General features: G+C 46.0%; 22 protein-coding genes and 1 riboswitch. Of the genes, 1 reads left to right on the forward strand and 21 read right to left on the reverse strand.

The window, feature by feature from the left end:
- Positions 1 to 13 precede the first annotated feature (13 nt).
- From AB4Z29_RS22050 to AB4Z29_RS22135, 18 genes are all read right to left on the reverse strand, one after another.
- Positions 14 to 2,269: a motility associated factor glycosyltransferase family protein gene (locus AB4Z29_RS22050; RefSeq protein ID WP_441945148.1), complete on the reverse strand. Its 2,256-nt coding sequence runs from the start codon at positions 2,267 to 2,269 to the stop codon at positions 14 to 16.
- A 101-nt stretch (positions 2,270 to 2,370) separates the two neighbouring features.
- Positions 2,371 to 4,650: a motility associated factor glycosyltransferase family protein gene (locus tag AB4Z29_RS22055; protein WP_441945149.1), complete on the reverse strand. Its 2,280-nt coding sequence runs from the start codon at positions 4,648 to 4,650 to the stop codon at positions 2,371 to 2,373.
- A 119-nt stretch (positions 4,651 to 4,769) separates the two neighbouring features.
- Positions 4,770 to 5,027 (reverse strand): hypothetical protein, encoded by a 258-nt coding sequence (locus tag AB4Z29_RS22060; protein WP_441945150.1) that lies wholly within the window; start codon positions 5,025 to 5,027, stop codon positions 4,770 to 4,772.
- Between the two features lie 70 nt (positions 5,028 to 5,097).
- Positions 5,098 to 5,490, reverse strand: a complete 393-nt coding sequence (gene fliS, locus AB4Z29_RS22065) for a flagellar export chaperone FliS (RefSeq protein ID WP_441945151.1) — start codon at positions 5,488 to 5,490, stop codon at positions 5,098 to 5,100.
- 18 nt (positions 5,491 to 5,508) lie between these two features.
- Positions 5,509 to 6,990: a flagellar filament capping protein FliD gene (fliD, locus tag AB4Z29_RS22070; RefSeq protein WP_441945152.1), complete on the reverse strand. Its 1,482-nt coding sequence runs from the start codon at positions 6,988 to 6,990 to the stop codon at positions 5,509 to 5,511.
- Between the two features lie 19 nt (positions 6,991 to 7,009).
- On the reverse strand, positions 7,010 to 7,387 hold the full coding sequence (locus AB4Z29_RS22075) for a flagellar protein FlaG (RefSeq protein ID WP_441945153.1): 378 nt from the start codon (positions 7,385 to 7,387) through the stop codon (positions 7,010 to 7,012).
- 168 nt (positions 7,388 to 7,555) lie between these two features.
- Entirely contained in the window at positions 7,556 to 8,326 is a 771-nt protein-coding gene (locus AB4Z29_RS22080) for a flagellin N-terminal helical domain-containing protein (protein ID WP_441945154.1), read from the reverse strand.
- A gap of 268 nt (positions 8,327 to 8,594) precedes the next feature.
- Complete coding sequence (locus AB4Z29_RS22085) at positions 8,595 to 9,365, reverse strand: flagellin N-terminal helical domain-containing protein (RefSeq protein ID WP_138753696.1); 771 nt, start codon at positions 9,363 to 9,365, stop codon at positions 8,595 to 8,597.
- Between the two features lie 120 nt (positions 9,366 to 9,485).
- Complete coding sequence (gene csrA / locus AB4Z29_RS22090; RefSeq protein ID WP_441945155.1) at positions 9,486 to 9,722, reverse strand: carbon storage regulator CsrA; 237 nt, start codon at positions 9,720 to 9,722, stop codon at positions 9,486 to 9,488.
- Position 9,723: 1 nt separating this feature from the next.
- A complete protein-coding gene (gene fliW, locus AB4Z29_RS22095) occupies positions 9,724 to 10,167 on the reverse strand; it encodes a flagellar assembly protein FliW (RefSeq protein ID WP_441945156.1) in 444 nt (147 codons plus the stop codon).
- A 113-nt stretch (positions 10,168 to 10,280) separates the two neighbouring features.
- On the reverse strand, positions 10,281 to 11,189 hold the full coding sequence (flgL, locus tag AB4Z29_RS22100) for a flagellar hook-associated protein FlgL (protein ID WP_441945157.1): 909 nt from the start codon (positions 11,187 to 11,189) through the stop codon (positions 10,281 to 10,283).
- Positions 11,190 to 11,260: 71 nt separating this feature from the next.
- Complete coding sequence (gene flgK / locus AB4Z29_RS22105; RefSeq protein WP_441945158.1) at positions 11,261 to 12,790, reverse strand: flagellar hook-associated protein FlgK; 1,530 nt, start codon at positions 12,788 to 12,790, stop codon at positions 11,261 to 11,263.
- A 15-nt stretch (positions 12,791 to 12,805) separates the two neighbouring features.
- Positions 12,806 to 13,303, reverse strand: a complete 498-nt coding sequence (locus AB4Z29_RS22110; RefSeq protein WP_441945159.1) for a flagellar protein FlgN — start codon at positions 13,301 to 13,303, stop codon at positions 12,806 to 12,808.
- Between the two features lie 15 nt (positions 13,304 to 13,318).
- Complete coding sequence (flgM, locus tag AB4Z29_RS22115) at positions 13,319 to 13,597, reverse strand: flagellar biosynthesis anti-sigma factor FlgM (RefSeq protein ID WP_441945160.1); 279 nt, start codon at positions 13,595 to 13,597, stop codon at positions 13,319 to 13,321.
- Positions 13,598 to 13,705: 108 nt separating this feature from the next.
- Complete coding sequence (locus AB4Z29_RS22120; RefSeq protein WP_441945161.1) at positions 13,706 to 14,125, reverse strand: TIGR03826 family flagellar region protein; 420 nt, start codon at positions 14,123 to 14,125, stop codon at positions 13,706 to 13,708.
- A 112-nt stretch (positions 14,126 to 14,237) separates the two neighbouring features.
- Positions 14,238 to 15,131, reverse strand: a complete 894-nt coding sequence (locus AB4Z29_RS22125; RefSeq protein WP_441945162.1) for a ComF family protein — start codon at positions 15,129 to 15,131, stop codon at positions 14,238 to 14,240.
- Complete coding sequence (locus tag AB4Z29_RS22130; RefSeq protein ID WP_441945163.1) at positions 15,128 to 17,566, reverse strand: DEAD/DEAH box helicase; 2,439 nt, start codon at positions 17,564 to 17,566, stop codon at positions 15,128 to 15,130. The genes AB4Z29_RS22125 and AB4Z29_RS22130 overlap by 4 nt, the downstream gene beginning before the upstream one ends.
- Positions 17,567 to 17,727: 161 nt before the next feature.
- Positions 17,728 to 18,189: a hypothetical protein gene (locus AB4Z29_RS22135; protein WP_441945164.1), complete on the reverse strand. Its 462-nt coding sequence runs from the start codon at positions 18,187 to 18,189 to the stop codon at positions 17,728 to 17,730.
- Positions 18,190 to 18,433: 244 nt separating this feature from the next.
- Positions 18,434 to 18,517: riboswitch (cyclic di-GMP riboswitch) on the forward strand.
- Positions 18,518 to 18,548: 31 nt separating this feature from the next.
- On the opposite strand from AB4Z29_RS22135, the gene AB4Z29_RS22140 reads away from it, so the two are divergent.
- The gene (locus AB4Z29_RS22140; protein WP_441945165.1) at positions 18,549 to 20,018 is read left to right on the forward strand and encodes a SpaA isopeptide-forming pilin-related protein; all 1,470 of its coding nucleotides are present in this window, start codon (positions 18,549 to 18,551) and stop codon (positions 20,016 to 20,018) included.
- 107 nt (positions 20,019 to 20,125) lie between these two features.
- Here the strand turns inward: AB4Z29_RS22140 and AB4Z29_RS22145 are convergent, their stop codons facing one another.
- The 3 genes from AB4Z29_RS22145 to AB4Z29_RS22155 form a co-directional block, all read right to left on the reverse strand.
- Complete coding sequence (locus tag AB4Z29_RS22145) at positions 20,126 to 20,854, reverse strand: response regulator (protein WP_281379167.1); 729 nt, start codon at positions 20,852 to 20,854, stop codon at positions 20,126 to 20,128.
- Positions 20,855 to 20,861: 7 nt separating this feature from the next.
- Positions 20,862 to 22,022: a sensor histidine kinase gene (locus tag AB4Z29_RS22150; protein WP_441945166.1), complete on the reverse strand. Its 1,161-nt coding sequence runs from the start codon at positions 22,020 to 22,022 to the stop codon at positions 20,862 to 20,864.
- Between the two features lie 76 nt (positions 22,023 to 22,098).
- The gene (locus tag AB4Z29_RS22155; protein ID WP_441945167.1) at positions 22,099 to 24,810 is read right to left on the reverse strand and encodes a stalk domain-containing protein; all 2,712 of its coding nucleotides are present in this window, start codon (positions 24,808 to 24,810) and stop codon (positions 22,099 to 22,101) included.
- Positions 24,811 to 24,833: the final 23 nt, after the last annotated feature.

The following is a 24,833-nucleotide window of genomic DNA, read 5'->3' on the forward strand; positions in this document are numbered from 1 at the left end:
CCGTCTTATCATGTCAATTGTTTATAACCGTTTCTATTCTTTGCTTCGATTCCATAACGATATCCATCAGCTCCGCACTTCTGTCGATCATCGTTTTTATAAGAGGCTCCATACTATTACGATAAAAAATAACTTGATCCCTCAGCGTTGTATCTGCATTCAGCTTCGACAATTCACCTTCAAATTGTTTTAGTTCGCCTCTACACGCCCTCATGTATAACCCCTTAAATGGATTGCTGGTAGAAACGGTTTCCCACTGTCTATCAATTTCAGTAATCGTGGACAAACATTTCTTTACATTCGTTCTACTTAGCCCTGTGAGAAGACCAATTTGGCTAACAATTTTTCTACATTGATTCTCACATATCTTCAATTGCTCGGGTAGTTGAGCTATACCTTCATAAATTTCCAAGACCTGCTTTTTACTATAGCTTTGTAGACCAACCAATGCCTTGATGAAGAAATCCTCTTGTATAACCCGATTATCCAGCCGCTGTAAAACATCGCCCATTGGCTCCCAGCTTGTGTGCTTGATTTTTGCACCCAATTGTGTCGTATTAACAAAACGGATTCCAGGATACTTCGACAGGAGCTCCTCTAAATCGTACATCATAGCTTTCATTCCGTTACTCGTCCGATTCATGGCTCCTTGTACATTTTCTACTGGAAGCGTCGCTTCCCTAATTCTCGTATCATTTTGTTCTGCAGATAAATGCTTTGCTCCACTCGCATACACCTGCTTACCGGAATACGATAGATCCTGTCCTGCAAATACAATTTCCTTACAGCCCATATAAATAGCCGCTTGGACGGCAGTTCCTGTCACGGAATGTGTTGTTCTGAATATCACGCTTTCCGCACCGCAATTGTCCATAAAATGCTCAATTGTCGAATCACTCTTAAGATGCACATGTAACAAGCGGCTCTCCCGATGTTCGATGATGCGATAATCGATCATCGCTGCATATAACAGCGGAATATGATTGATATCAAKGGGTTGGAAAGCTTTATAATTTCCCTCTGACCCATCAATGGAAACAATCAGATGCGGTTGTATCCCATAATGAAGCAAGGTTTGGATCGCTGTACCTGCAGCAATAATGAAAGCATGCTCCTTAAGCTTTCGCAAGTATTCAATATCTGCTTCTACGGATGGACCTGCTCCGACGATAACAGCGGTCACTCCCTCTAGTTTATTCTCCAGTGCCACAATTGATGGAGAAGACAGGAGTGATTTGATGTTATACATGCTATTCTTGGTCCACAGGAGTCCAAATTTCTTGAAATTATAAATACCATTATTATGGTCCATAATCGCTTTTTCTGCATAGCTATAAATCACGTTAAGCTCTTCCGCTTTGATCTTGCGATATACGGGAAGAACAACAATATTAGACCTATCATTGCTGAATTGGTTAATACTCTTCAGCATATCATCTACAACATCCTTCGAAGTGCCGACGGCAAAACCGATTATATTCAAGCTTTCAAATAGGCGCTCTATGTCTATAACGCTCATTGCCGCGAGGAGCACCTGTACGTCGGGTTCATAAAGAAATAGACTGTGCTCGGAGAAGAATGCTGCATACTCTTTAGCATGGTATCCATATCCGAAACCATACATCAGAACCTTCGACTTCTCTCGCGCGGTACCCGCCATTTTATTGATCCATGTTTTAGCCTCGTTCTCCGGATTAAATTGACTGTATACCTGCAATGGCTTACCATTAGCGGCGGATATGCTTAGTGTAGGCATTCCATTTCTTGCGTAAGCAATATGGTAATGGCGATGATCGATCAACTGTATATGGATCTGCGAATATACCTTGGGGTAGCTGCTCTTTAGATATTGCATATTGGCAGCAAAACGTTGTTCCCGCTTACTATTTACATCTCCAAACTCAGCAGCAAGCTGCTGAAATATGGGAATTAACTCGAATCGTATACATTCACCGGCACCCATGTAATCATCTTGGTCCATGCTCAGGTTCATGACTCCAAACTTAGCCTTTATAGTGGCAAGTGCACGAATCACGCAATCATGCATAGGATGGTAGCTTGCTTCATCATCTAGCTCTACGTGAATGTCATTCAATGTTTTATAGAGATCATCCATTCCTTCGACCATGTCGCCGAACTGAGCCCACGATTGCTCCGTCATGGGGGCATAAAGCAGCTCCTCAACTTCCACACAAACCTCAATAAGTTTAGGTAAAAAAAGTCTTATATCCTCTATAATTTCGTCTATCGGATATGAAGTGTTAGTCATTCGTCGAGCCTCCTGTCATTCTACCCTATATATCGGTTTAATAGAAAAATATAATAATAAAAACCGTCAGGAAATAATATCCCTAACGGCTCTATAGACCATCACTTGTATACTTTCTGACTACTATTCACACTTTCCTCTACTCTGCGTTTAGCTTCTTTAACAACTTCAAATAATTGTGGAGAGTAGCTAATTAGCTTTTGAATCAGAGGCTGCATGATTTCTTGAATCAGCTTCGATTTAATAACCACATTTAGTTCATTCGCCAGCTCAGGCAGGTCACGCTCGAATCGGTTCAGATCATTTTTGAAAATCATAAAATAGAACGCCTTAAACGGACTGCTGTTTATAATGGCTTTCCATTCCGTATCAATTAAGTTAAACATCTCATAGCATTTCTTCTGGTTAGTCCTGCTTAGTCCGGATAGCTTCCCTATGGTATCATCAATGCGTTTCAAACGTTTCTCATTCAATAGCATTTCGTTTGGCAACTGTGCAATATGAGTACGGATTTTATTTACACGATTTTCATCATAGCCCTTTGCCTGTTGCAGCTCTTTGATGAAAACCGTATCCTCAAGAGTCTTTCCTTGTAGTCGGAACAGAACTTCCTCCATTGTGCTCCATACTGTATGCTTGATCTTAGCGCCCATTTGGGTAGTATTGATAAAACGCGCGTCTGAAGCATGCTTCAACGTCATCCCTTCAATATCCAATAAGGTTAAGCTCATGGCATGGCTTGTTCGATTCTGTGTTCCTTGCACATTCTCTACGGTTACACCCATAGCTTTAATTGCATTGATGACTAATTCATTTCTCTGCTTCGACATATGCCGAGCGCCAGGAGAATATGTATTTTCACTCGGATAAGATAAATCCTGTCCTGTGAACACAATCTCTTTGCAGCCCAAGTATACGGCTGCTTGTATGGCTGTACCAGTTACCGAATGGTTCGAATTAAAAATAGGATCCGGCTCTTTCAGTCCCATAAAATGTATAGTAGGCGAGTCATTAACAAAATGAACATGGCATAGGTTTTCATTTTTTTCGTCAAGAATACGATACTTGAGCATAGGGGTAAACAGTAATGGTATATGCTGTATATCTAAGCCGTTAAACGCACTGTAATTCGCCTCGGATCCATCCATCGAAACAATTAAATGCGGCTCAATTCCAAAATGAAGCAGCGATTGAATCGTTGAACCTGCCGCGATAATAATCGCATGGTCTTTGAGCTTCCGCAGACACTCGATGTCCGCTTCTAATGAAGGCCCTGCTCCTGCAATAACGGCCGTCATTCCCGCGAACTTATTTTTTAGATGCAGGATAGAGGGAGTAGACAACGTTTTCCCCAAATTATACATACTATTTGTAGCCCATTCCATACCATATTTCTCATACATACGAACGGTGCTGTCATAATTTAATATGGCTGTTTGGGCATCCTGAGAAAATTCTGTTACATTCACACTTTTTATACGATCATAGATAGGAATTGAGATGATTTCCGGGTCTCCCTTCATAAATTTCAGAAATCTGAAAAACAATTTATCCCTATCTGCTTTATTTGGTCCTACAACAAAATCCGTTATATTCAACTGATTGAATAAATCCTTCAGATCAATGATACTCATGGCAGCCAGTAATAATTGTTCATCCGGCTCATAAATAGAAAGCTTCTGATTCGGATATAATTTCGCGTAGCTTCGTGCATGATATCCTAATCCTAAACCAAACATGATGATTTCTGATTTATGTTCAACTTTTTCTGCAAGTGATTTCGCCCACCGTTCAGTCGCAAAGGCCGGATCATATTGACTATACAAATAAATAGGTGCTTCTCCGTCTGTAGCCATGCATAAATTAGGTAAACCATTTCGGGCAAATGCCTGTTGATAATCGTTTCTGTCTATAACAACTTTGCTCAATTGCGTATGCAGCTTTGGGTATTTTTGCTGTAAAAAAGTCATGTTGGCTGCAAAACGTTGAGCCGATACTCCCTTAGAATCTCCAAGCTTAATCGCAAGCTGTTGAATGAGTGGCGTTAACTCATACTTGATGTAGTCACTTGCTGTAATAAAATCTTCAGCATCCATACTTGCATTCATTGCTTGGAATTTCTCGGGTAATTTACTTAACACGACATTTATCGAAGCTTTCAACACATCAAAGCGGTCCAATCCCTCAATCTCTTTATCAATTGAGGTTAGTGCTTTAAACAGGTCGTCCAAGCCTTCTATTAAATCTCCAAATTGCTGCCATGTCTGTTCCGTCATCGGTTCATATAACACTTCGATGACTGCTTCAGATGCATGAATGAGCCGAGGCAAAAAAAGTTTTATCTCTTCAATGGTTTCTTCTACATACTGCCGACTTTCCATTTTTTCTCCTCCTAGCTTCTATTTATTATATCGGAGTTTCAATTCCTCAAAATAATATGAACCGCCAGATTATATATCTAGCGGTCCATGTATAATTTTCCTTTTCAACTTAAAAGCAATTATTTTTTTTGATCAATGAAATAGCTTTCAGAGGGTGAATTAGAATCGTAGCTGTTTTTTTGTATTCGTGTCTTATTGACCTTAATGATCATCGCTGCCGCTTCTTCTTTTAACTCATTCATTCGAGCAACCATAACCTCGTCATAATCTACAATTATCCGCAGCATACGCTTTTCTTCTTCCTCTAATGCAGGTCGAAGCTGTAGGACTGGAATGACCTCATCTCTCAACTGAATGAGATCCATCCATTCATCCATGCTCGTATCCTCCAACCGCTTCGCCAGTTCCAATGTGGTTTCGTACAATTCAATTAATGTACTACTCACCTTAAACTATCCCCGATTGAACATTTCCTGGCACGCTTTTTATGGCCTGCTTCCATGCATCACGGAGCTCCATCAGATGCCCAAGCACTTCGTTCGCCATTCTTGCATCTTTTTTGAAGTTCGATTGAATGAGCAAATTCAACATGTATTCATAGATACGAACCAAGTCTTTCGATATCTCATATTCATGGTCGAGCGAAGCAATCAGTTCATTGATAATCGCCTGCGATTTCATCAAGTACGTATTTGCCATCTCTAAGTTGCGTTTTTCAATTCCTTCTATGGCCGTTTTAGTAAATCTTATTGCTCCTTCATACAGCATAATAATAAGCTGACCTGGTGCCGCTGTCTGAACAGAAGACTGTTGATATACTTTGTATGGCGAATTAAGCAAAGCTTCTCACTCCTTTAACTACGAATAAAAGCTACCCAAAGATGAGGATTGGCTATTGTATTTATTAATAGCCGATTCCATCGCACTAAATTGCTTATAATATTGCTCTTCCATCCGATCGAGGCGGGTAAGAAGACTGCTTTCTCTCGTTTTCATGTTTCTGATCTGTGTACTTAATGCTGAGTTATCCTTAAAGCTTGCATTCAAATCCGTGCTAACTAGCGAAGTACCTGCCTTTTTGGATAGGCTGTTCAATGCTGTCATAGACGATTTGGACATTTTACTAAAAACACCAGTACTCCCCATAAACAAAGCCGTTACCTCGTCGGGACTGGATTCTAACGCGGTTCTCAGCTTGGTTTCATCTAATACGAGTTTACCTTTTTCGGTATAACCGCCTGTTGTGATTCCAATTGAAAGCTTCTTACCGTTTCCATCGACAATTCCGCCTATTAACGATGTGACCGTTGTTCTCAAATCAGAAACAAGCTGGGAAAGTGTACCGTCATTACGAAGTGTGCCGCTCCTTGCCTTCGCTTCCCATTGCTCAATTTCTTTATCCGACATTTCTTTCTTCTCTTCACTCGTTAATGGGGCGAAGCTGCGATTTCTCGCCTCTGACAACTCTGTATTAACGGAGTTTATCAAATTGTTATATTCCGTAACAAACGACTTAATGGTTTCCATCGTTTTATTTGTATCCTGTGTGGTTGCAATCGCGGTTGAACTGTTTGCTGCCGTCTTCGCTTTGACCGTAAAATCGATACCGCCAACCACAAAGCGGTTGTTAGCCTGATTATATTCGATTCCATTAATTTGAACCTTAGCATTTTTACCATCGGTAAAATTTTCAGTTGCATTCGTTGCAGTAAAGCCATTAACCGCTAACCCAGTTACCGTTGCCCCATTAGTATCCAATTCCGTAGCACCCGTTTTCGACGCCGTTATAGAGAAGGAACCTGAAGAAGCATCATATAAGGCCGTCGCTTTAACAGAACCACTTACCGCATTAATTTGCTTCGCAAGCGTACTGAGCGTATCTGATCCATTTGCAGTGATGATAACGTTGTTGATCTCAATGACAGCAAGATTACCGCTTGTAAGGTCGAAGCCTAATTCGCTTAACGTTTTATCCGCTCCACCACCGTTCACTGTCCCACCACTGAATTTAAACACCGTATTCGCAGCTTTGGCTACTTCGTCTACACGAACATCTAGAGAACCCAGCGCTGTTGGAGAAGTAGAATTAACCGTTAGTGCAGCAGTGTCGCCACTAACCTCTGAAGTCTTTGCACTCATTGCATTCGACAAATTAAAAGCGCTAAGCTTATTATTTCGGAAATCAACAATCTTTGTGCTAATCGAACGATAGTCCTCCTGCTGCCACTCGACCTTTGTCCGATTTTTAATCATGGTATCATACGAGCTTCTTTTCGCTTTCATCAACTCTTTAACCATTGCATCAATGTCTAACCCAGAAGCAAATCCCGAAAGCCGCATCTGTCATTACCTCCCTTATTTAAACCCTCTCGTCAATGAGGATGCCTGTCAGTTCCATAAGCAGTGCAGCCGCATCGAGCAGCTTCTCTTCAGGAATTTCACGAATGACTTCCCCGCTTTCCTTATCCTTCACCTTGTAAACAATATGATTCGTTGCTTCATGTACAGAACGTTCAATGGTCGTGTCCGATCCTTGAACAGCTTCTATTAGGCGTTTCATACTTCTTTTCAAATTCGAATCCTCAACATTCGAAGCCGAAATTTTCTGTTCGTTTACCGGCAACTGGTCATTATTGGGCACTGCATTAACTACTGCGGTTTCCTTCTCAGGTCCGTTACTCATTTTCTTATCTGTCAAATAGCCCGCCGTGGTGTGTGCAGATGAAATATTCATCATCAATTTTCCCACCTTGATTTCATTTATCTTCTTATTATAATATCGGCCTTATCTAGCGTCTTTGTTAGCGTAATTAATAGAAATATACTAATAAAATAATTGTTTTCCATGAAAATATATAAAAAAAAGCCCTTAGAATAGCTAAGGGCTCTCTTTTCTTTAAAAAAATTATTGCAGCAAGGACAATACGCCTTGTGGCTGCGAGTTCGCTTGAGCAAGCATGGATTGAGAAGCTTGTAGAAGAATGTTGTTCTTCGTAAGGTTAACCATCTCTTTCGCCATATCTGTATCACGGATACGGGACTCAGCTGCTGTAAGGTTCTCTACAGTCGTACCCAAGTTGTTCGAAGTGTACTCTAGACGGTTTTGTACAGCACCTAGCTTAGCGCGCTCTGTGGAAACCGACTCAATCGCTGTTTCAACATCTGAAAGTGAGCTATCCTTGTCAAGGGCATTAAATGAGGATGTAGTAATGGAACCGATAGAAATCGATTGCGATGCATCATCGGATTGGATAAATGCGCCAGAAGTAATGTTCTTGCCATTGAATTTCGTATCGCTCATGATGTTGCCGATTTGCGAACCAAGCTCATTAAGCTCAACGTTGATGTTCGAAATATCGCCAGCTGTGTATGTACCGCTGTTCARCTTCTGAACGTTCAATTCTTTCATACGGCTAAGCATGGAGCTTACTTCGTTCATTGCGCCCTCAGCTGTTTGTACGAAGGATACTCCGTCTTGTACGTTCTTTTGAGCTTGCTCAAGACCGCGGATTTGGCCGCGCATTTTTTCGGAAACAGCAAGACCTGCAGCATCGTCAGCCGCACGGTTGATACGAAGACCGGAAGATAGTTTCTCCATCGATTTACCGGCAGCGGCGTTGTTAAGGCCCATGTTACGGTGCGTGTTCAAAGCTGTAATATTGTGGTTAATACGCATTGTAATTTCCTCCCTGAAATGGTTATTTAGTCCCACATCCATGTGGTAAGCTTTATTTAGTTGCCCGAATAAGCTCTATATTTAATATCGGCGTTATTCCGCAATTGTTTATAGCTGGATTAATCTTTTTTCTTTTTTTGTACTGATGAATGAGTTCGCTGGCAGTCATGCTTGATTTCTATGCAATTGATTCATGCTCTCTACTGAAACTTACATACTAAAAAAAGAGACCTTAGAATATCTAAGGCCCCTTTCTTTAATGAAAAAATTATTGCAGCAAAGACAATACACCTTGCGGCTGCGAGTTCGCTTGAGCAAGCATGGATTGTGAAGCCTGTAGAAGAATGTTATTCTTCGTAAGGTTAACCATCTCTTTTGCCATATCTGTATCACGGATACGGGACTCAGCTGCTGTAAGGTTCTCTACAGTCGTACCCAAGTTGTTCGAAGTGTATTCTAGACGGTTTTGTACAGCACCTAGTTTAGCGCGCTCTGTGGAGACCGCTTCAATCGCTGTTTCAACAGCTGAAAGGTCGCTAGTGCTGGAAAGACCACTGAAACTACCAGTAGAAATCGAACCGATAGAAATGGATTGCGATGCATCATCGGATTGGATAAATGCGCCGGAAGTAATGTTCTTACCATTGAATTTCGTATCGTTCATGATGTTGCCGATTTGCGAACCTAGCTCATTTAGCTCAACGTTGATGTTCGAAATGTCGCCAGCTGTGTAAGTTCCGCTGTTCAACTTCTGAACGTTCAATTCTTTCATACGGCTAAGCATGGAGCTTACTTCGTTCATTGCGCCCTCAGCTGTTTGTACGAAGGATACTCCGTCTTGTACGTTCTTTTGAGCTTGCTCAAGACCACGGATTTGGCCGCGCATTTTCTCGGAAACAGCAAGACCTGCAGCATCGTCAGCCGCACGGTTGATACGAAGACCAGAAGATAGTTTCTCCATCGATTTACCAGCAGCGGCGTTGTTAAGGCCCATGTTGCGGTGAGTGTTCAAAGCTGTAATATTGTGGTTAATACGCATTGTAATTTCCTCCCTGAAATGGTTATTTAGTCCCACATCCATGTGGTAAGCTTTATTTAGTTGCCTCAATAAGCCCTATGTCTATTATCGGTGTTATTCCGTAATTGTTTATAGCTGGATTTAATCTTTTTTCATTTTTTTGAACTGATTGATGAGCTCGCTGGCCGTAATACTCGATTTCTCTGCGTTTTGATTCATGCCCTCCACTGAAACATAAAGCTCCTTACGCAATATACCCACTTCTCCAGGTGCCTTTATCCCAATCTTCACCGTATCGCCCGTTAACTCCAATATGCTTATTTCAATATCATCCCCTACAAGCACTGCTTCGCCCTTTTTTCTCGACAATACAAGCATTTCATTCTCCCCCTGCCGATTCATGCTTTGAGAACAACGGTTGATGAATAGAATAACCGCCATTCGGCAATATATACTGCATGCCTGTACGATCCGTTGTATTAATAATAATAGGCGCAGCTAAATTCATCGTTGCAGCAGCCAACTCACCTTGGACATTGACTATGTTATAAACCTGAATCTGTTCCTTGTTTTGTAGATTCATTGCTTCTTTCAATTGTTCTGGCAGATCAAACTCATATTCACGGAAAAAATCAAAAGGAGAAGCGATAATAAAAGCCAAGTTGCCCTCCTCCACTGACTGCAGATAATGGAACGGACTCTCCTCTATAACGACTATCGTATAATTCTGATATTTTTTAAAGCCTGGCATGCCTCCCGAGAAGGTAATAACCTTGTCTTCTTCATATTCCAATAAACCAAATCTGCTTGTTTCGAATATCATGGTGTTCACGCTCCAATTAAGTATTTACTAATAGAAGAAGCTACAGCATCGTTACCGATTCCATAGCTTCATTATATACCCTATCGTTGTTTCATCTATTTGAGCCGCTTATGCTACCGTAAAAAATCGACCAGGGATTTACTGATGACCTTTGCGCCCACGGAAAGCGAAGCCTCGTAAATCGTTTGGCTCGTTGTAGAGTCAATCAGCACCTGCTCCAAATCAGCATCCTCAACCTTCGATTGCATATCCGTTAAGCTAAGCTTGAAATCCGCTATTCTGGCTTGCATCAATTCAACGCGATTTGCCTTGGCTCCGATTTGTGCACGGCCATTTAACATCCTATCGTAGCTGCTCTCAATATTCGGAATCTCTGAAGAAATACCATTGTAATTTCCATTATTTAATTGAGTGGTAATACGGTCAATAACTGCAAATACATTATCCGCGGCATTAGCGGCGCCGAATACATCATTGCCAGTAAGGCTAATTCCTATCTTCACGTTAGTACCGACTGAATAATTAACAGATGTATTATCGGTTACGATCGCTTTCGCATCAAATAACGGATTAGTAGTATCATAAGGTATTCTATCGAACATTTCTCCGTTAAATATATATTTTCCGTTCATTTTACTATTGGCTATATCAATCATTTGATTTTTCAGCTCTGCAACTTCACTTTTAACAGCATCGAGCGCTTCTTGCGGATTGGTACCGTTAGAAGCCTGAGTTGTTAAATCCTTCAACCGCTGCATGATATCCCCGGCCTGGTTAATAACCGTATCCGTAAAATCAAGCCACGAAGCCGCCTGACCCGTATTTTTCTCAAATTGCTCGTTGCTTGCCAGCTCAGAACGATAACGCAAGGAATACGTAATGCCTACCGGATCATCCGATGCTTTGTTCAGCTTAAGTCCTGATGATGCTTGCTGCTGAATCGAAGCCATCGATTTTAAGTTCGAGTTGATGTTGCGGGAAAGCTGCGAGTGCATCATTCCCTGCGTAATTCTAAGCGCCATAACGAAGCCTCCTGTTTTAAGATATATAATCGTATATTATAAAATAAACTCGTCATATGCTCATAAATAAGTTAACGACCTACCGTACCGGTTCCATTAATTAATTTATCCAACATTTCGTCAAACGTGGTCATAAAGCGAGCCGCTGCCGTATATGCATATTGATATTTAATCATATCTGACATCTCCTCATCCAAAGAAACGCCGCTGATCGACATCCTACTGCTGTCTACTTGAGCCAATTGCGCTTCTGCATTCGCGTTGTCCCGCGTGGCTGCTTGGCTTTTAACGCCCAAAGCGCCTACGACGGCGCTATAGAAATCGCCAACTGTAGCAATCTTCACCGTTCCGCCTGATGCTGTCTCATCGAATGAAAACTTCGAATCCGATAGTTGTCCCATTAGAAGCGCTAAGCTATTATTGCCTTTTACTACAGTGGTTACGCCATTCACCGCAGTTGTTCTCATCGAAGAAGCAATTTTGTTGGAATCCACTGCAATATTGGCATTAAGCTGTATGCTGGCAGCCGTAATCGTAGTCGAACCATTCTTTATTGTGAAAATATCTTCGCCTACCGTCGTTGGATCCGTAAGCGTGTAGCCAAGCTTGTGGAGACCATTAATACCTTTCACGATCATTACTTGATCCGTTGCTGTAGGAGTCGTTGTTCCCGGAAGAACAGAACCAGCAGGTATCGTAACTTCGACGTCGCCATTGGCAATGGTATTCGCTAGCGTGTCCAACTGCTGCAAAAACTCGCCTACATCATTCAAGGAGGTATACATGCCGTGAATTTTACCGCCTGTTAACGTACCGCCGGCGAAAGCCGTTGCAAGCGTCGCAGGAGTAAGTGCCGTGGATGCCCCTCCCTCGACTAGTGGAGCTCCCCCCATTGTAATCGTATATCCATCAGCCGTTTCTGAAACATTAACGTTCACAAGACTGGAGAGCTGATCGGTGAGATAATCGCGTTGATCCCGCAAGTCATTTGCATTATCGCCGAGCGACTCAATTTTTTTAATTTGTGCATTAAGCGACGCGATTGAGTTTGATAACGTATTCGCTTCCGCAGCTGTTGCATCTATATTCGAATTCAGGTCATCTTGCAAGTCGGTTAACTGACCGCTCAAGCTATTGAACGTATCCGTCAGTGCCTGCGTCCGTTCTACCAATATCTCTCGGGCAGTCACGTTCTCTGGATCTTTACTTAGATCAGACCATGCGTCCCAGAAACCAGATAGCACCGTTCGAATGCTTGTTTCCGATGGCTCGTTAACAAACGACTCAAGCTTGCTTAAGGTGTCCGCTTGTATGGCTGTGCTTCCTGCAATATCGGATTGCTCACGATATTGAGCGTCCAAAAAAGCGTCCCGAATACGTGTTATCGACGTATATTCCACACCTGTTCCCAATTGCCCTGGTGCGTTGGATTTAGACATGCCATACGCTTCTATTGGCCTAGTAGCTACCATGGTCACCTTTTGTCTGGTGTATCCTGGTGTGTTCGCATTGGATATGTTATGGCTAAGCGTGCTTAAAGCTACCTGTTGGGTAATCAAGCTCCGCTTAGATGTTTCCAAGGAATGAAATGTTGAGGTCATCGACTTGCCTCCTTCTTAAGCTCTGCTGTCAAACATTTTATTCCTTCTGGTGCCGCCTTGTTGATGCATGGGATGCTTGTATACGAGATCCTCGTTCGGATCATCGACCATTAAACCAATCGAGAAGTCCAAGAAATCAAGAGATTGCTGAATGAGCTGTTGATTCAAATCATTAGCATGTTTTAAATCAGTCAGCACGCTGGTGAGTTTCCCGTGCATAAGAGTGAGCTCCTCTTTCTCGTAAGGGTTAGTCACCGCTTTGATAAGTTCGGACAGCACCCCGCTCCGAATTCGAAACCCAATCTCTTTTATATAACGCACTGTTAAAAGCACTCTCTGCTGCTCCAGCTTCTCCGCATTCGCAGCCAGCAGCTTTTCCTTTTGAGTAAGCACATTTAGAGCAAGGACTTCGTTATTCATGATCAAAGCCTTTTTCTTTAGCTCAATATCAAGAAGCTGCTCATAGAGCTTGTGTTGCTGCTGAAGAGTATCAATAATCTGGGAAACAGACATTCTTTTTCACCCGTTCTATTCTGATTGTTTGTTTCCGAGATACGGAAGCAGCTTCTCAGCAATTTTACCTGCCTCTACGTGATACGTCCCCGATGCCACCGAATTTTTCAATTCTTCGATATGCTTGGTTCTGTCTGCTCCGCTTGCCTTGCTCGTCGTCAGCAGCTCCTTGGCTGCAGCAGAAATTTGGACCTCATCCTTCTGCTTCGCTTTATCTGCAGCCCCTATTCGTGCATCCTTTTGCTTCTGGTAAGGATTAACTCCACCGATCCGATTCGTGTCATTTATTTTCATCTTATCCACCTCGTTTATCTACAGGAACTAAAAAAGCCGATTACCTTTACAAGTATTATCGGCTTCAGTCAAGTGAAATTTTATAGGCAAGGAAATATTAGCAAAAACTCATTTATTATCTTTATATCTGTCGAGCCCTTTATATACGCCAGTCGGATTATAGGCGCCCTTAAGATCTTCTTTTCTTGCGATATCCTGAAACATCTGCTTTTTGTCTTTCTCAATACGCTGGCGGCAGTTTTCGCAAAGGTTTTGCTCCCGAATCAAGTTACCACATGACTCACACGGGTACGACATATTCGGTGCGTTCATAATGGAGATACGGCCTTCGCGTATAAACTTCGTGATTTGCTTAACAGATACGCCCGTCGCGTCTGCTACCTCAGTTATAATCGAACCTTTAAACTCACGTAAATAGTTTGCGCATAATTCGTATTCTTTATCAATGTCACGCATGCAAGCTGGGCATACGTCTCTAAAGTTTTTGGCAAAAAGCTTTCCGCAGCGAGGACAATTATCCAAGTTCATCGCTCTGAGCCCTCCTTTTTTGGTCAAACAAATCAGTTATTACCATTATTCTAATCGAAAGCGCCAACATTTTCACTATGAATCTATTACACTCTTTTGAGCCATCATATATTCAGGAGCGTGCCCATGTCAAAACATAGATCTCCATCGGCCAAACAGCAGACTTTAACAAGGCTTGCGAACACGCTTCTGCCGTGCTTCCGGTCGTATAGATGTCGTCTATCAAAAGAATCCGAATTTCGCTGCGGCTTTGAGCGGTCCTTTTTTCAGAGAGGTCTTTGGGCTTCTGAATAATTGCCATTCCAGCTGCTTGCGCATTAAAAAGAGATCGTGTGTCGCGCTGCCTTTCTATACGTGTTTTGAAGCTTTGTTTCTCCGTATGGCGCGAACGAACCAACAGCTGCAAGAGCGGGAGATTATAATGTCTAGCTATCCCGCCTGCTAGCTGCTCTGCCTGATTAAAGCCTCGCTCGATCTCCCGCTCCGAGCTGACCGGTACATAAGTAACAGCATCCCAGCAATCGGTGAACCTTGTTTTAGACTTTTTATTAGGGCTTTGGACAATACTTGTCCGCTGAATGATTTCAACCGTCATTGCTTCAAAAGCGGGCAGAAGCATGTCGGTAAGCAGCGGGGCTAGCCGTTCATTCCCGCGATATTTATATAAAGCGAGCATTTCTCTCATCGCAGGGCTGTAATGAACCGCGCTGCGGTTGAACTTAAAAGCGCCATGCGGACTGCGGATGCAGTCCTCGCATGGGACTCCCCGCCCGCAACGAGTACAGGCGATTCGGGTAAGCCATGGAATTGCGGAGAGGCATGCTCCGCAAAGGGACTGCCGAAGCTGAGGCGTCAGCTTCGCTTGGTCTGCGCTGCCCGCGCCGCGAGCCGCGTATTGCGGTTTGCCGCATAGGAGACATGCGGCAGACGTTGGCGCGAGCAGCTGCGCGCCTGCGGCGAAGGCGGATTGCAGCCGCCTGAGCCAATCTAGAGGCGAGACGGTCATCGATGCGAGCCTCCTTTGCCGCTGGGGAGCAGGTAGCCCTGCTTGCGAGCCATGCGGTTCATGGTTTGGATGTGGCTGACGGCTTGCTGCTGCGGGCGATTGCGTTCCCGGCTGCAGAAGTATACGCTGCCGCAAGGATCATCCGCCGATCTGCCCGCCCTGCCCGCCATCTGCACCAATGAAGCTTCGTCGAACAGACTTCCGTCCGCATCGAGGATGTAGACATCGCTTTTGGGAATCGTAACCCCTCTCTCCAGAATAGTAGTCGTAACAAGTACTCGGATCTCTCTAGCGCGGAAACGCTGTACTTTTTCCGTCCGCTCCGCGTCCTGTGAAGACGTTGCCGCTACCGCTGAGCAGGACAAAGTGGCGCGCAGCAGCGCTGCCATCGGTTCTGTTTGTGAAATCTGCTGAACGAATACGAATAGCTGAGCTCCGCGCGAAAGCGAGGATTGCAAGGCAGTTAACAGCTTTGCAGGCAGCTTCTTCTGCTGCAGCATTTGCTTCACTGCCGGCGTCTGGAGCAGCTTAGGCACTGGCAGCGGATGGCGATGATAGCGCACTGGGACTCTTGCATGCGGCAGCCTGCCCCGTTTGGCTGCACGCTGCAGCTCGCTCGGAGGGGTTGCGGACAGCAGCAGCCGAGCGGCTCCAGGCGCGCAGCTTTTGTCGGCAGCATAATGCAGCAGTGGATCGCCGGCAAAAGGAAATGCATCTAATTCATCGACTACGACTAGATCAAAGCCCTGATAAAAGCGAAGCAGCTGATGCGTAGTAGCCAGCGTTATTTCGCCGCATTCCCAGCGTTGCTCGCTGCCGCCGTATAACGTAACCACAGTTGAGCTTGGGAACGCTTTGCGTATTCGGGGATCGAGCTCGATGACGACATCGCGGCGCGGCGTTGCAATGAGCGCCTTGCCACCCCGGAGCAGGACGGACTCGACCAGAGGAAAAATCATTTCGGTTTTGCCCGCTCCTGTCACGGCCCACAGAAGAAACTCTCTCGGTCCCTCTTCACTCCCTTCCGGCTTATTATCCCTGCCCGCATATGGCGCCTCTACAAACTGCAAAGCTTTCGCTGCCGCGGCCGTCTGCGCAGGACTAAGCTGCCATCTCGCTAACCGCTGCTCATGGGACAGCACCTTGCGCCCCCTCGCCTCGCTTCTCTCCGCTCCATGAAGACCCGAGCGCTGCCCCGTAACCAGCAGCTCGCATTCCCGGCTCCGCCCCATCCCAATGCACGCCGTGCAATAGGCGCACACCCTCCCGCACGCGGCGCATGCCGTGCGGTGCATGGCCGCCTCACCGCTCCCGCAGCGCAGACATCTGCGCTCGCGCCTGCGGCGTCCCTGCGCACCCGATCGCCCGCCATCCGCGGCGGCGATCGATCCGCCCAGGCGCACCTGCCCGAGCAGCGCGGCAAGCTGCAGCATTTCGCTCCAGCCTGCCGCGGCGCCGGGTCCGCCCGCGCCGGACAACAGGGCGTGCGCTTCGCTACGGAGCAGCGCACGTCCCTGAAGCATAGCCGCGGCGCGCTGCGCCCCCGCCGCGATTCCCTCCAGTTCCGCTCGGCAATGTACCGCTTCACTCCTCTCCATCCACACCTCCCCACCGCTCACGGCTCCCTGCTCCCGTCGTTCCGCCCACTCACTCCCCGCTCCTCGTTCTGTTCGCCTTACCAATCCGTCGCCTTCTTCCGCCTCCTTCCTCCAACTCGCCTCCCCATCGCTCACAGCTCCCTGCTCCCGTCGTTCCGCCCACTCACTCCCCGCTTCTCGTTCTGTTCGCCTTACCATCCCCTCGCCTTCTTCCGCCTCCTTCCTCCAACTCGCCTCCCTACCGCTCACGACTCCCCGCTCCCGTCGTTCCGCCCACTCACTCCCCGCTCCTCGTTCTGTTCGCCTCACGAACCCGTCTCCTTCTTCCGTCTCTCCCTCCCAGCCACTCATTTCTTTCCGCTCCCACCGTTCCGCTAAACGCAACAACCTATCCTCTCCCAGCTTCGCAAGCTTCTTTTGCTTACTCCCGAACCGCAGCCAGCGCCCGAGCCCTACGTTCTCTTTTCCCTCCTGTGCTATTCGTTTAGCCTGCTCGGCACAAGCAACGAGGATCTCTATCGCTTCATAGCCATCCGTAGAGCTCGCTTCCATTCTCACCTTTACCGCTTCTGTCATTCGCTTGTCTTGTTGATCCACAGCAGCTTTCACACCGCTCCGTTTAAGCACGACAGACTCCCACAGCTCAACAGCCAAACAAGCATCGCCAAGCGGCAGCTCCTCCCGCAGCAGCCAGCCCCTTTCTCCCTTATCCATGTTCAGGCGACCAGCCCCGCCATAATGTCCATCCATCCAAAAATGCCTATCGATCGCAGCATGGATAGACATCTCTGCCTGCCAGCCTTCGCGTGTCTTAACCACATAGATCTGAGCCTTCATCCCTGATCTCCCCCTTCGCTTTTCGGATGAGCATTCAGCGTCTTTTCCATCCATTAAGGCTCATCCACGCGCCTATAGCGAACAAAAAAAGCACACCCGATGACGCGCAGCGCGTCATCGGGTGTGCTTCACCCTGAATATTCATTTGCAAAAATTATATCCTAAAATGGCATTTTGGACAAATCCGCCGGGTTCTGCAAATCAATCAACACCGCATGATCCGCTTGCGATACGATGCCTTCGGCTTGCAGCAGCCACAATAGCTGAGTGCCATCGACATCCTTCGCCTGTGAGCGCTTACGATCTGTATTTTCGCTATCTGAGCCCGTTGCCTTGCTATGCACCTGAACCTCTTTGCCGTCTCTGGAGAAGCGCTCGACAATGGCCAGCGTTTCATCGCTTATCCCCTGATCAACAATGGTAAGCCGTACATCCTTGCCCATTCTCCTCGAAAAAGAAAACAACGACCGCATATACCATTCCATATTATTTTGCCGAACGCCCGCCACCAGCACAAAATGCTTGCTAGCCCGCTGCCTTCCTCGCCAAATGCGAAAAGCCAGATGCACAGACAAAGCACCCAAAGCATAGCAGCCAATGACCAAAAGTAAAACCTCCAACATGGCGGCCACCTCCTCTTGGTGACACTATATGCCGGGAAGAGCCCACTGGTTCCGCTAAAAAGGACAAGATTGAAAAATGGGCGCAGCGCCTCAAAAGTCCTACTCTCACGGTTATTAATAGTCAAATTCCGACAAAGAAACACCCTTGAGCAATTTACAATATATGTTATCATTTTATTACGTAGACTTGCATATATAAGATATGCGTGAATATGGAAAGGAAGCGGTGATTGACGCTTATTAGATTATCCAGGGAAGCGATGAAGTATAGTCTGTATGTGGACACTTGGATTATATGGAGCGAGTAGTGTAACCGGCCCTCTTAGACCCCTACCACTTATCTAAGAGGAGAGTGAATCATGCGTTATTTTAAAAAACAAATATCTTTAAGCTTAGCCTTTTTATTGATTTTTTCGCTTGCACTAGGTTCTATTGCCATGGCAGAAGGAGACAGCAGCGGCAGCCCTTCCGGAGAAGAGCCTTCCACGGAGAACAGCTGTCAAACCTACTCCTCAGATAGAGAGCATATTATCGCCAGCCATGCCAGCATCGTTGACAATGGCAACGGTACGGCGACAGCGACTTTTACCACAACGCAGGATTGCGTACGAGTTAGCTTCTCCTCCTATGCTGGTCCGGCGGATTGGAAACCAGGCCCAGGTGAAACAACTATACCTTATAACAAGCAAGTCCATTTCGATGGGCAATCCATCATATATCCGAAAGCAGGAACGTATACCATTACGGTCAATCTACCCGCTTGCCAGCCTTACCAGCTTGATATCTACAGCGGGGACCTGCTCACCCAGCTAGGAGTAGGCGCACACGGCAACAAGATTAAAGCTTGGAAGCTGAAGCTCTCCAGCACCTGCGCTGGCAGCCTTATTATCAATAAGCATATCAATAACATTGAAGGTGCGCCTCATGCCGGCATCACCTTCGAGCTATGGAGCAATGACTCTCTATTCCGAACAGGAACGACAGACGCAAGCGGCATACTGGAGTTCAAGGATCTGCCGATTGGATCTTACGTCCTTAAGGAATTAACGTTAACCGGATTCACAACCGATTTGACCGCGAGCCAGCAAATTGAGGTTACGGCTGCTTCCAGCGCGCTGAAAGTAGTCATCAATACGCCGAAGCTGAAGCTAGATACTGCCTGCTCGGCCGATCCAGAAGCTACAAGAAGCTGGATCGTAACGAATGAAAGCAATATCGAGGTGCCGTTCATATGGGAAGTTCCCGGCTCGAATCAGACAGGTGAAGGCAAAATTCCAGGCAACACCTCGGTAACCCTATCCACTTACGCGGTTCAGTCCCAGCCAGAAACGTTTCTCAAAGCCGCCAGCACGAATCCGAATACGCTAACCATTTCGTGGGGCAATGAAAAGGAGCTATCACTCGTAAACGATGGCGAGGTTTGCACAACGCCGACACCAACACCGTCGACGTCTCCTACTCCTACGCCTACTATAACACCAACGCCTACAGCTTCAGCGACTCCAGATACTTCGCCGACACCATTCTCGACACCTGAGACTACTCCGACCGTAACGCCTTCTTCAACGACAACACCGACGGTATCTCCAACGCCTGAGGAAACGGATATTATCGAAATCGAAGATGACGAGCCGCCAGTTGGTGGAGTGGACGATGGTCAGGAAGTTGACTCCGCTACCGATACTATTGTTGATGTGAATGATGAACAAGTTCCGCTTGATACGTTACCGAAGACAGGCGACACTAGTCCAATTCCGTATTATCTTATCGGCGCATTTGCATTGACAGCTGGATTCATCTCCATACGCAAACAAAAGCAAAGTAAATAACGCTTATTCGTAACCTATCTTGCTGTCAGCTCATTAGACACAGAAACCCCCGCAATCGAGAAGATTGCGGGGGTTTTCTCTACATGTAAATCTAATTGCGATTAAAGCTACAACGTAACCCACCCATATTTAATCGACTGAATAACGGCTTGCGTGCGATCATCAACTTCCATCTTTTGCAAAATGCTGCTCACATGGTTTTTGACTGTTTTCTCGCTGATAAACAAAAATTCGCCGATTAGCTTGTTGCTTTTGCCTTCCGCCATTAACCTTAGTACCTCTGCCTCTCGGCGTGTTAACGGGCTCTCATCGCCAGCAACGAATTTCACGCCCGGCTCTTGGGCTGCTGCTGCGCCTGAAACGATTCCCATCTCGTCCAAGTAAGTCATGCGGCGAAGCTGGTTAATAAGCTTGCCCGTTACTTTAGGATGGATATAGGCATGGCCTTGAACGACGGAGCGAATAGCGTTAATAAGCGATTCTGCCTCCATATCCTTTAACAAATAGCCGGTAGCCCCTTTTCGAAGCGTTTCAAACACATAGCTCTCATCATCGTGAATAGATAGAATAATAACCTTTACATCGGGAAACAAGCTCTTCAATCGCTCAGTCGTCACGACTCCGTTCTCGATTGGCATATTGATATCCATCAAAACAATCTCAGGAATCGTATGATTGCAAAACTCCATAACTTGAATGCCGTCCCCGCACTCGCCGATAACTTCAAGATCGTCTTCCATATTTAGAATTCGTTTAAGTCCTTCGCGAAATAGCTGGTGGTCATCCGCAAGTAAAATTTTGATAGTATTCATACTGCTTGCAGGTCTCTGGATCATCAACATCTTACTCCTTTCTAGATTCGGCAGTAGTAGGTATATCTATTACAATCTTCGTCCCTCTACCAGGATTTGAGTCTATATCCATCCTTCCCTCAATCAGCTCAATCCGCTCTCTCATTCCAACCAATCCAAAATGTGCGTTTCGGGTGGCGTCCTGCTCGATTAACTCACTGTGAAACCCAACGCCGTTGTCTTGTATAATGAGCGAAATATGCTGTGGCTGATAGTTAATCTCGAGCTTAATGTGAGAAGCGCTAGCGTGCTTCAACGCATTCGTGAAAGCTTCTTGTACCAATCGGTATATCGCTGCTTCCATTGCGGAGGGCATTCGAGCGTCTTTGCCAATCAACTCGAATACGGTATGTATTTTCGTTTTCTCTTCAAAATCCTGTGTAAACTTTCGCAGCGTCGGAACAAGTCCCAGATCATCCAAAGCCATCGGACGCAAATTGAAAATGATTTTGCGAATTTCCTCCAGCCCGGAGCGAACCTGTCCTTTCAAATCTACTAATTCTTCCTGCACCATCACAAATTCCTGCTTGATAAGCATTCGTTCTGCAATTTCTGTTCGAAGCACGATATTGGCGAGTGATTGAGCTGGTCCATCATGAATCTCTCTAGCAATGCGTTTGCGCTCTTCCTCTTGGGCCAATATGATCTTCAACCCTAGCAGCTGCCTGGTTTTGGCTGACTCGATGATTCGGGTAACCTGGTTCAAATCTCCCGCTAAATACTCAAGCACGACATTTATTTGCGATGCAATCGTTTCTGCGCGCTCAATGGAGTTTTCTACATTGCGAACTCGCTTCTGCAAATCATCCCGCCTTGCCTTCAGATACGATTCCTTCTCGCGGTATACCATCAGATCAAGCTGAATTTGCGTTGCCTTCTCATAGGCTGACTTAATGTCATCTTCCTTGTAGCGTACAAAATCGCGGCTGACCTCCGTCAGCCTTATCCGCGCACGGCGATAGTCTTGCTCGAGCTGATCAACCTTATCGATCGTCTTCACTGTTTCTTGAAGCACGATTTCAAGCTCCTGCTCCAGCGATTCTAATTCCGTGCGCGCCGATTCACATATTTCATAAATTTGATATTTGCTGTCTTCCATGACTTCGATTGCATTTTTAATGACTCGATTTATATCGCCTGTAAGGTGGTCCACTGTAGATCGGCAACCTTTCTGTATTAAAGGTTAATCTACTCTATCATACCACAGATGGGATATCTTTCGTCCATCGTTAATCGATGGTAATCTTTTTCGTTTTCCCGTCATAGCCCACCTTTAGACCTAGTTTTTCCGAAAATAGGCGTACCGGTATCAAGGTGCGATTATTCCGAACAATTGGCGTCACCTCTGAGGTTTGCTTCATGCCATTTAGAATGAGATCCTTTTTACCTAGTGTCATCTCCATCAGTTTATTGCCGCGAAGCACCGTTACCTGACCCGTTTGTCCGTTGAACAGAAGCTGGGAGCCCATAGCGTCTGACACAAATCGAACAGGCACATAAGTAATCCCGTTAAGCACGAGCGGTGCAGAGTCCAGCTTCAACGTTTTGCCATTAACAGCAGCCGTCGTATTGCCTACAGTCATTTCGACCTTTGTCTTCGTATCAACCGTTACTGAAGGCGGATATTGGAGCTTCATATTATCTAGTCCAATTGAACCTACCGGCAGCCGCTCATCTTGGCCTTCCGCAATGGTAACCACATAAATTCGCTTAAGCTTTACGGGAAATTTCATTCCGGCCGATGATAAATTCACCTTAACGTTTTTCCATCCCGTGAAGTCCAGCTGCTTGGCTAAGTCTAGTAGATGTGCTTTTCCATCTGCATCAATGAATTCTGCGCGCACCCAGTTCAGGCTGTTGTCACCGAAAAGATCGACTGTCATGGAGGTAGGCGAGCCCTCTATTGCACGGCCATTAGTATTAAAAACAGCGTACGATGCTTTCGTTCCCGAGCCATTCGTGAAATCGTAATCCACTCGCAAAGCTTTGGCCGAGGTTTGTCCTGCGAAGTCGGAGACAAGCTTCACGCCGCCTACCGTCGTATCCACAGGAGTGACTTGGGACGTGATCGGATATACCGTTTTTTCGAAATCCTCGAAGGTGCTTACCGCTTCCCCTTGCGTAAACGGAATCATAGCCGGATACCCGTCATAGCGGGCAATTGCATAACCGGTTGTTGTTCCGGCATTTACCGATTGTACGGTTATGTTGTCTCCAGCAACCGCTGCGGTAAATCCAATAAACTCCCATTTCACGGAGTCAGCGCTGAGCTTATGCGTACTTCCGTTTTTCAGCTTAATGGTCAGCGGAGCTGTAATGGTCGCTCCTTTTGCCAATACGCCTGCCGTTGTGTCAATGGAGAGAGATGCGATTTGTTCCTGACCAATCACTTCAATTTCCTGCTTAGTTGTAATCGCACCGGCCCTCACGCTAAGTGTCGCCTTGCCCGCTTTCGCAGCCGTAAACTCGTTGCCATTGAAAGTGCCGACGGCCTTATCAGAAGTCCATACCGCCGATGAATTGTCTACATCATACGGATTGTAATAAGTATCATATCCCTTCAGCGAATAAGACGACTTTTGACCTATAAGCATCACGTCTGCGCCGCTGACATTTATCCCTTTTAGTGTGCCTTTTGGAGCAGAAGTAAAGACGCCAATTCCGTTAGCGACACTTCTTTGCGTGGAACCGTATTGCGTAGAATGGGCAAGCTGTAAGGCATAATTGCCTAGCGGCCGTTCAATCATCGTCGTTGAGCCGCCGCCGTCCAGATTGACCCCTTTAAAAACACCCAGCTGCAGCATGACTTGCTGAAGCTCCTTTAAGCTTAATCCGGTATTGCCGTTAAAACGCTCGCTGGTGATCAGATATACTTTAGATCCATCCTTTGAGTAGCCAACGCCTGATCTGGAAGTATATGACGATCCGCTAACGCCTGTAATATCACGTGAGAATGGTGCTGCTGCACCTGCATTAACGAGAAGCGTATGGCCGCCTGCCATCATCTCAAAAGAGGCCGGATCCGCCTTCGCTCCCGTTGTCTGGGATACGAGTGAGTAATCTGCTTTAATCGGTTGACCGATTTGCAAATGCTCCTTCACGTAAGTCGCGGCAGTGCCGTGCGTGCGAAGGATGTAGCCGTCTTCAGGCGCTTTGCCTGCGATTGCTGCGTCAATGGATATCTCTTCAATTATTCCGTTGCGTACCAGGACTTCCGTCGGCGTAGAGCCCGAATTTTTGGGGCGCTCGGTTCCTCCCCATGCACTCGTATAGATATACATCTTATTCACATGGCTGTAGCTCGAGCCTGATGTCTCAGGAACATACGCTGACTGGTTTACCCCCTCCAGCAGGAAGGTAGAGCCATCCGCCGCCGTAACCATGCCTTCGAAGGAATAGTTGTCGATCATCGGCTTCCGTTCCTTTGATACCGAGAACGCGTACATCCCCTTCAGCTTGGATGGGCTTGACATAAACATGCCGCTTGCGATTTGGCCTCCCATCGGCGCGCCTTCATTGCCCATGACGAATACATCCGCATTGATGGCTGCGACCGCTCCGTTTTCCTTTGCCATATTGAGTATCGTATTGACTTGTCCAATGCTATTGTTTTTTCCGCTTATCGCATTTAAGGATACGTACGGATTCGATAGATCGATTTCAATGACATGCACGTCGGTTTGAACCTTGGAGCTGCCTCGTGTTGTATGGAATACGTAGTCTAAACGTTTGGCTCCTGCCGTAACAAACGATTGCTGTGACAATTTAAGTATTGGATCGCTGGCTGCAGCCGATGTAGTTGCTATTACGGACTTTTGCCAGCCTCTTGGCAGTAATGAAGCAATTGGCTGCACCAGCAGCGCTCCGCCTAACATAACGATAATAATCCGTTTCCCCAATCCTTCTGACTGCCGTTCTTTGTTCTTTTGAGCCTTAACCATTAGATTTGCAACTCTCCCATCCA

Origin of the sequence: Paenibacillus sp. 2TAB23, assembly GCF_052115165.1 — a bacterium.
Lineage (GTDB): Bacteria > Bacillota > Bacilli > Paenibacillales > Paenibacillaceae > Pristimantibacillus.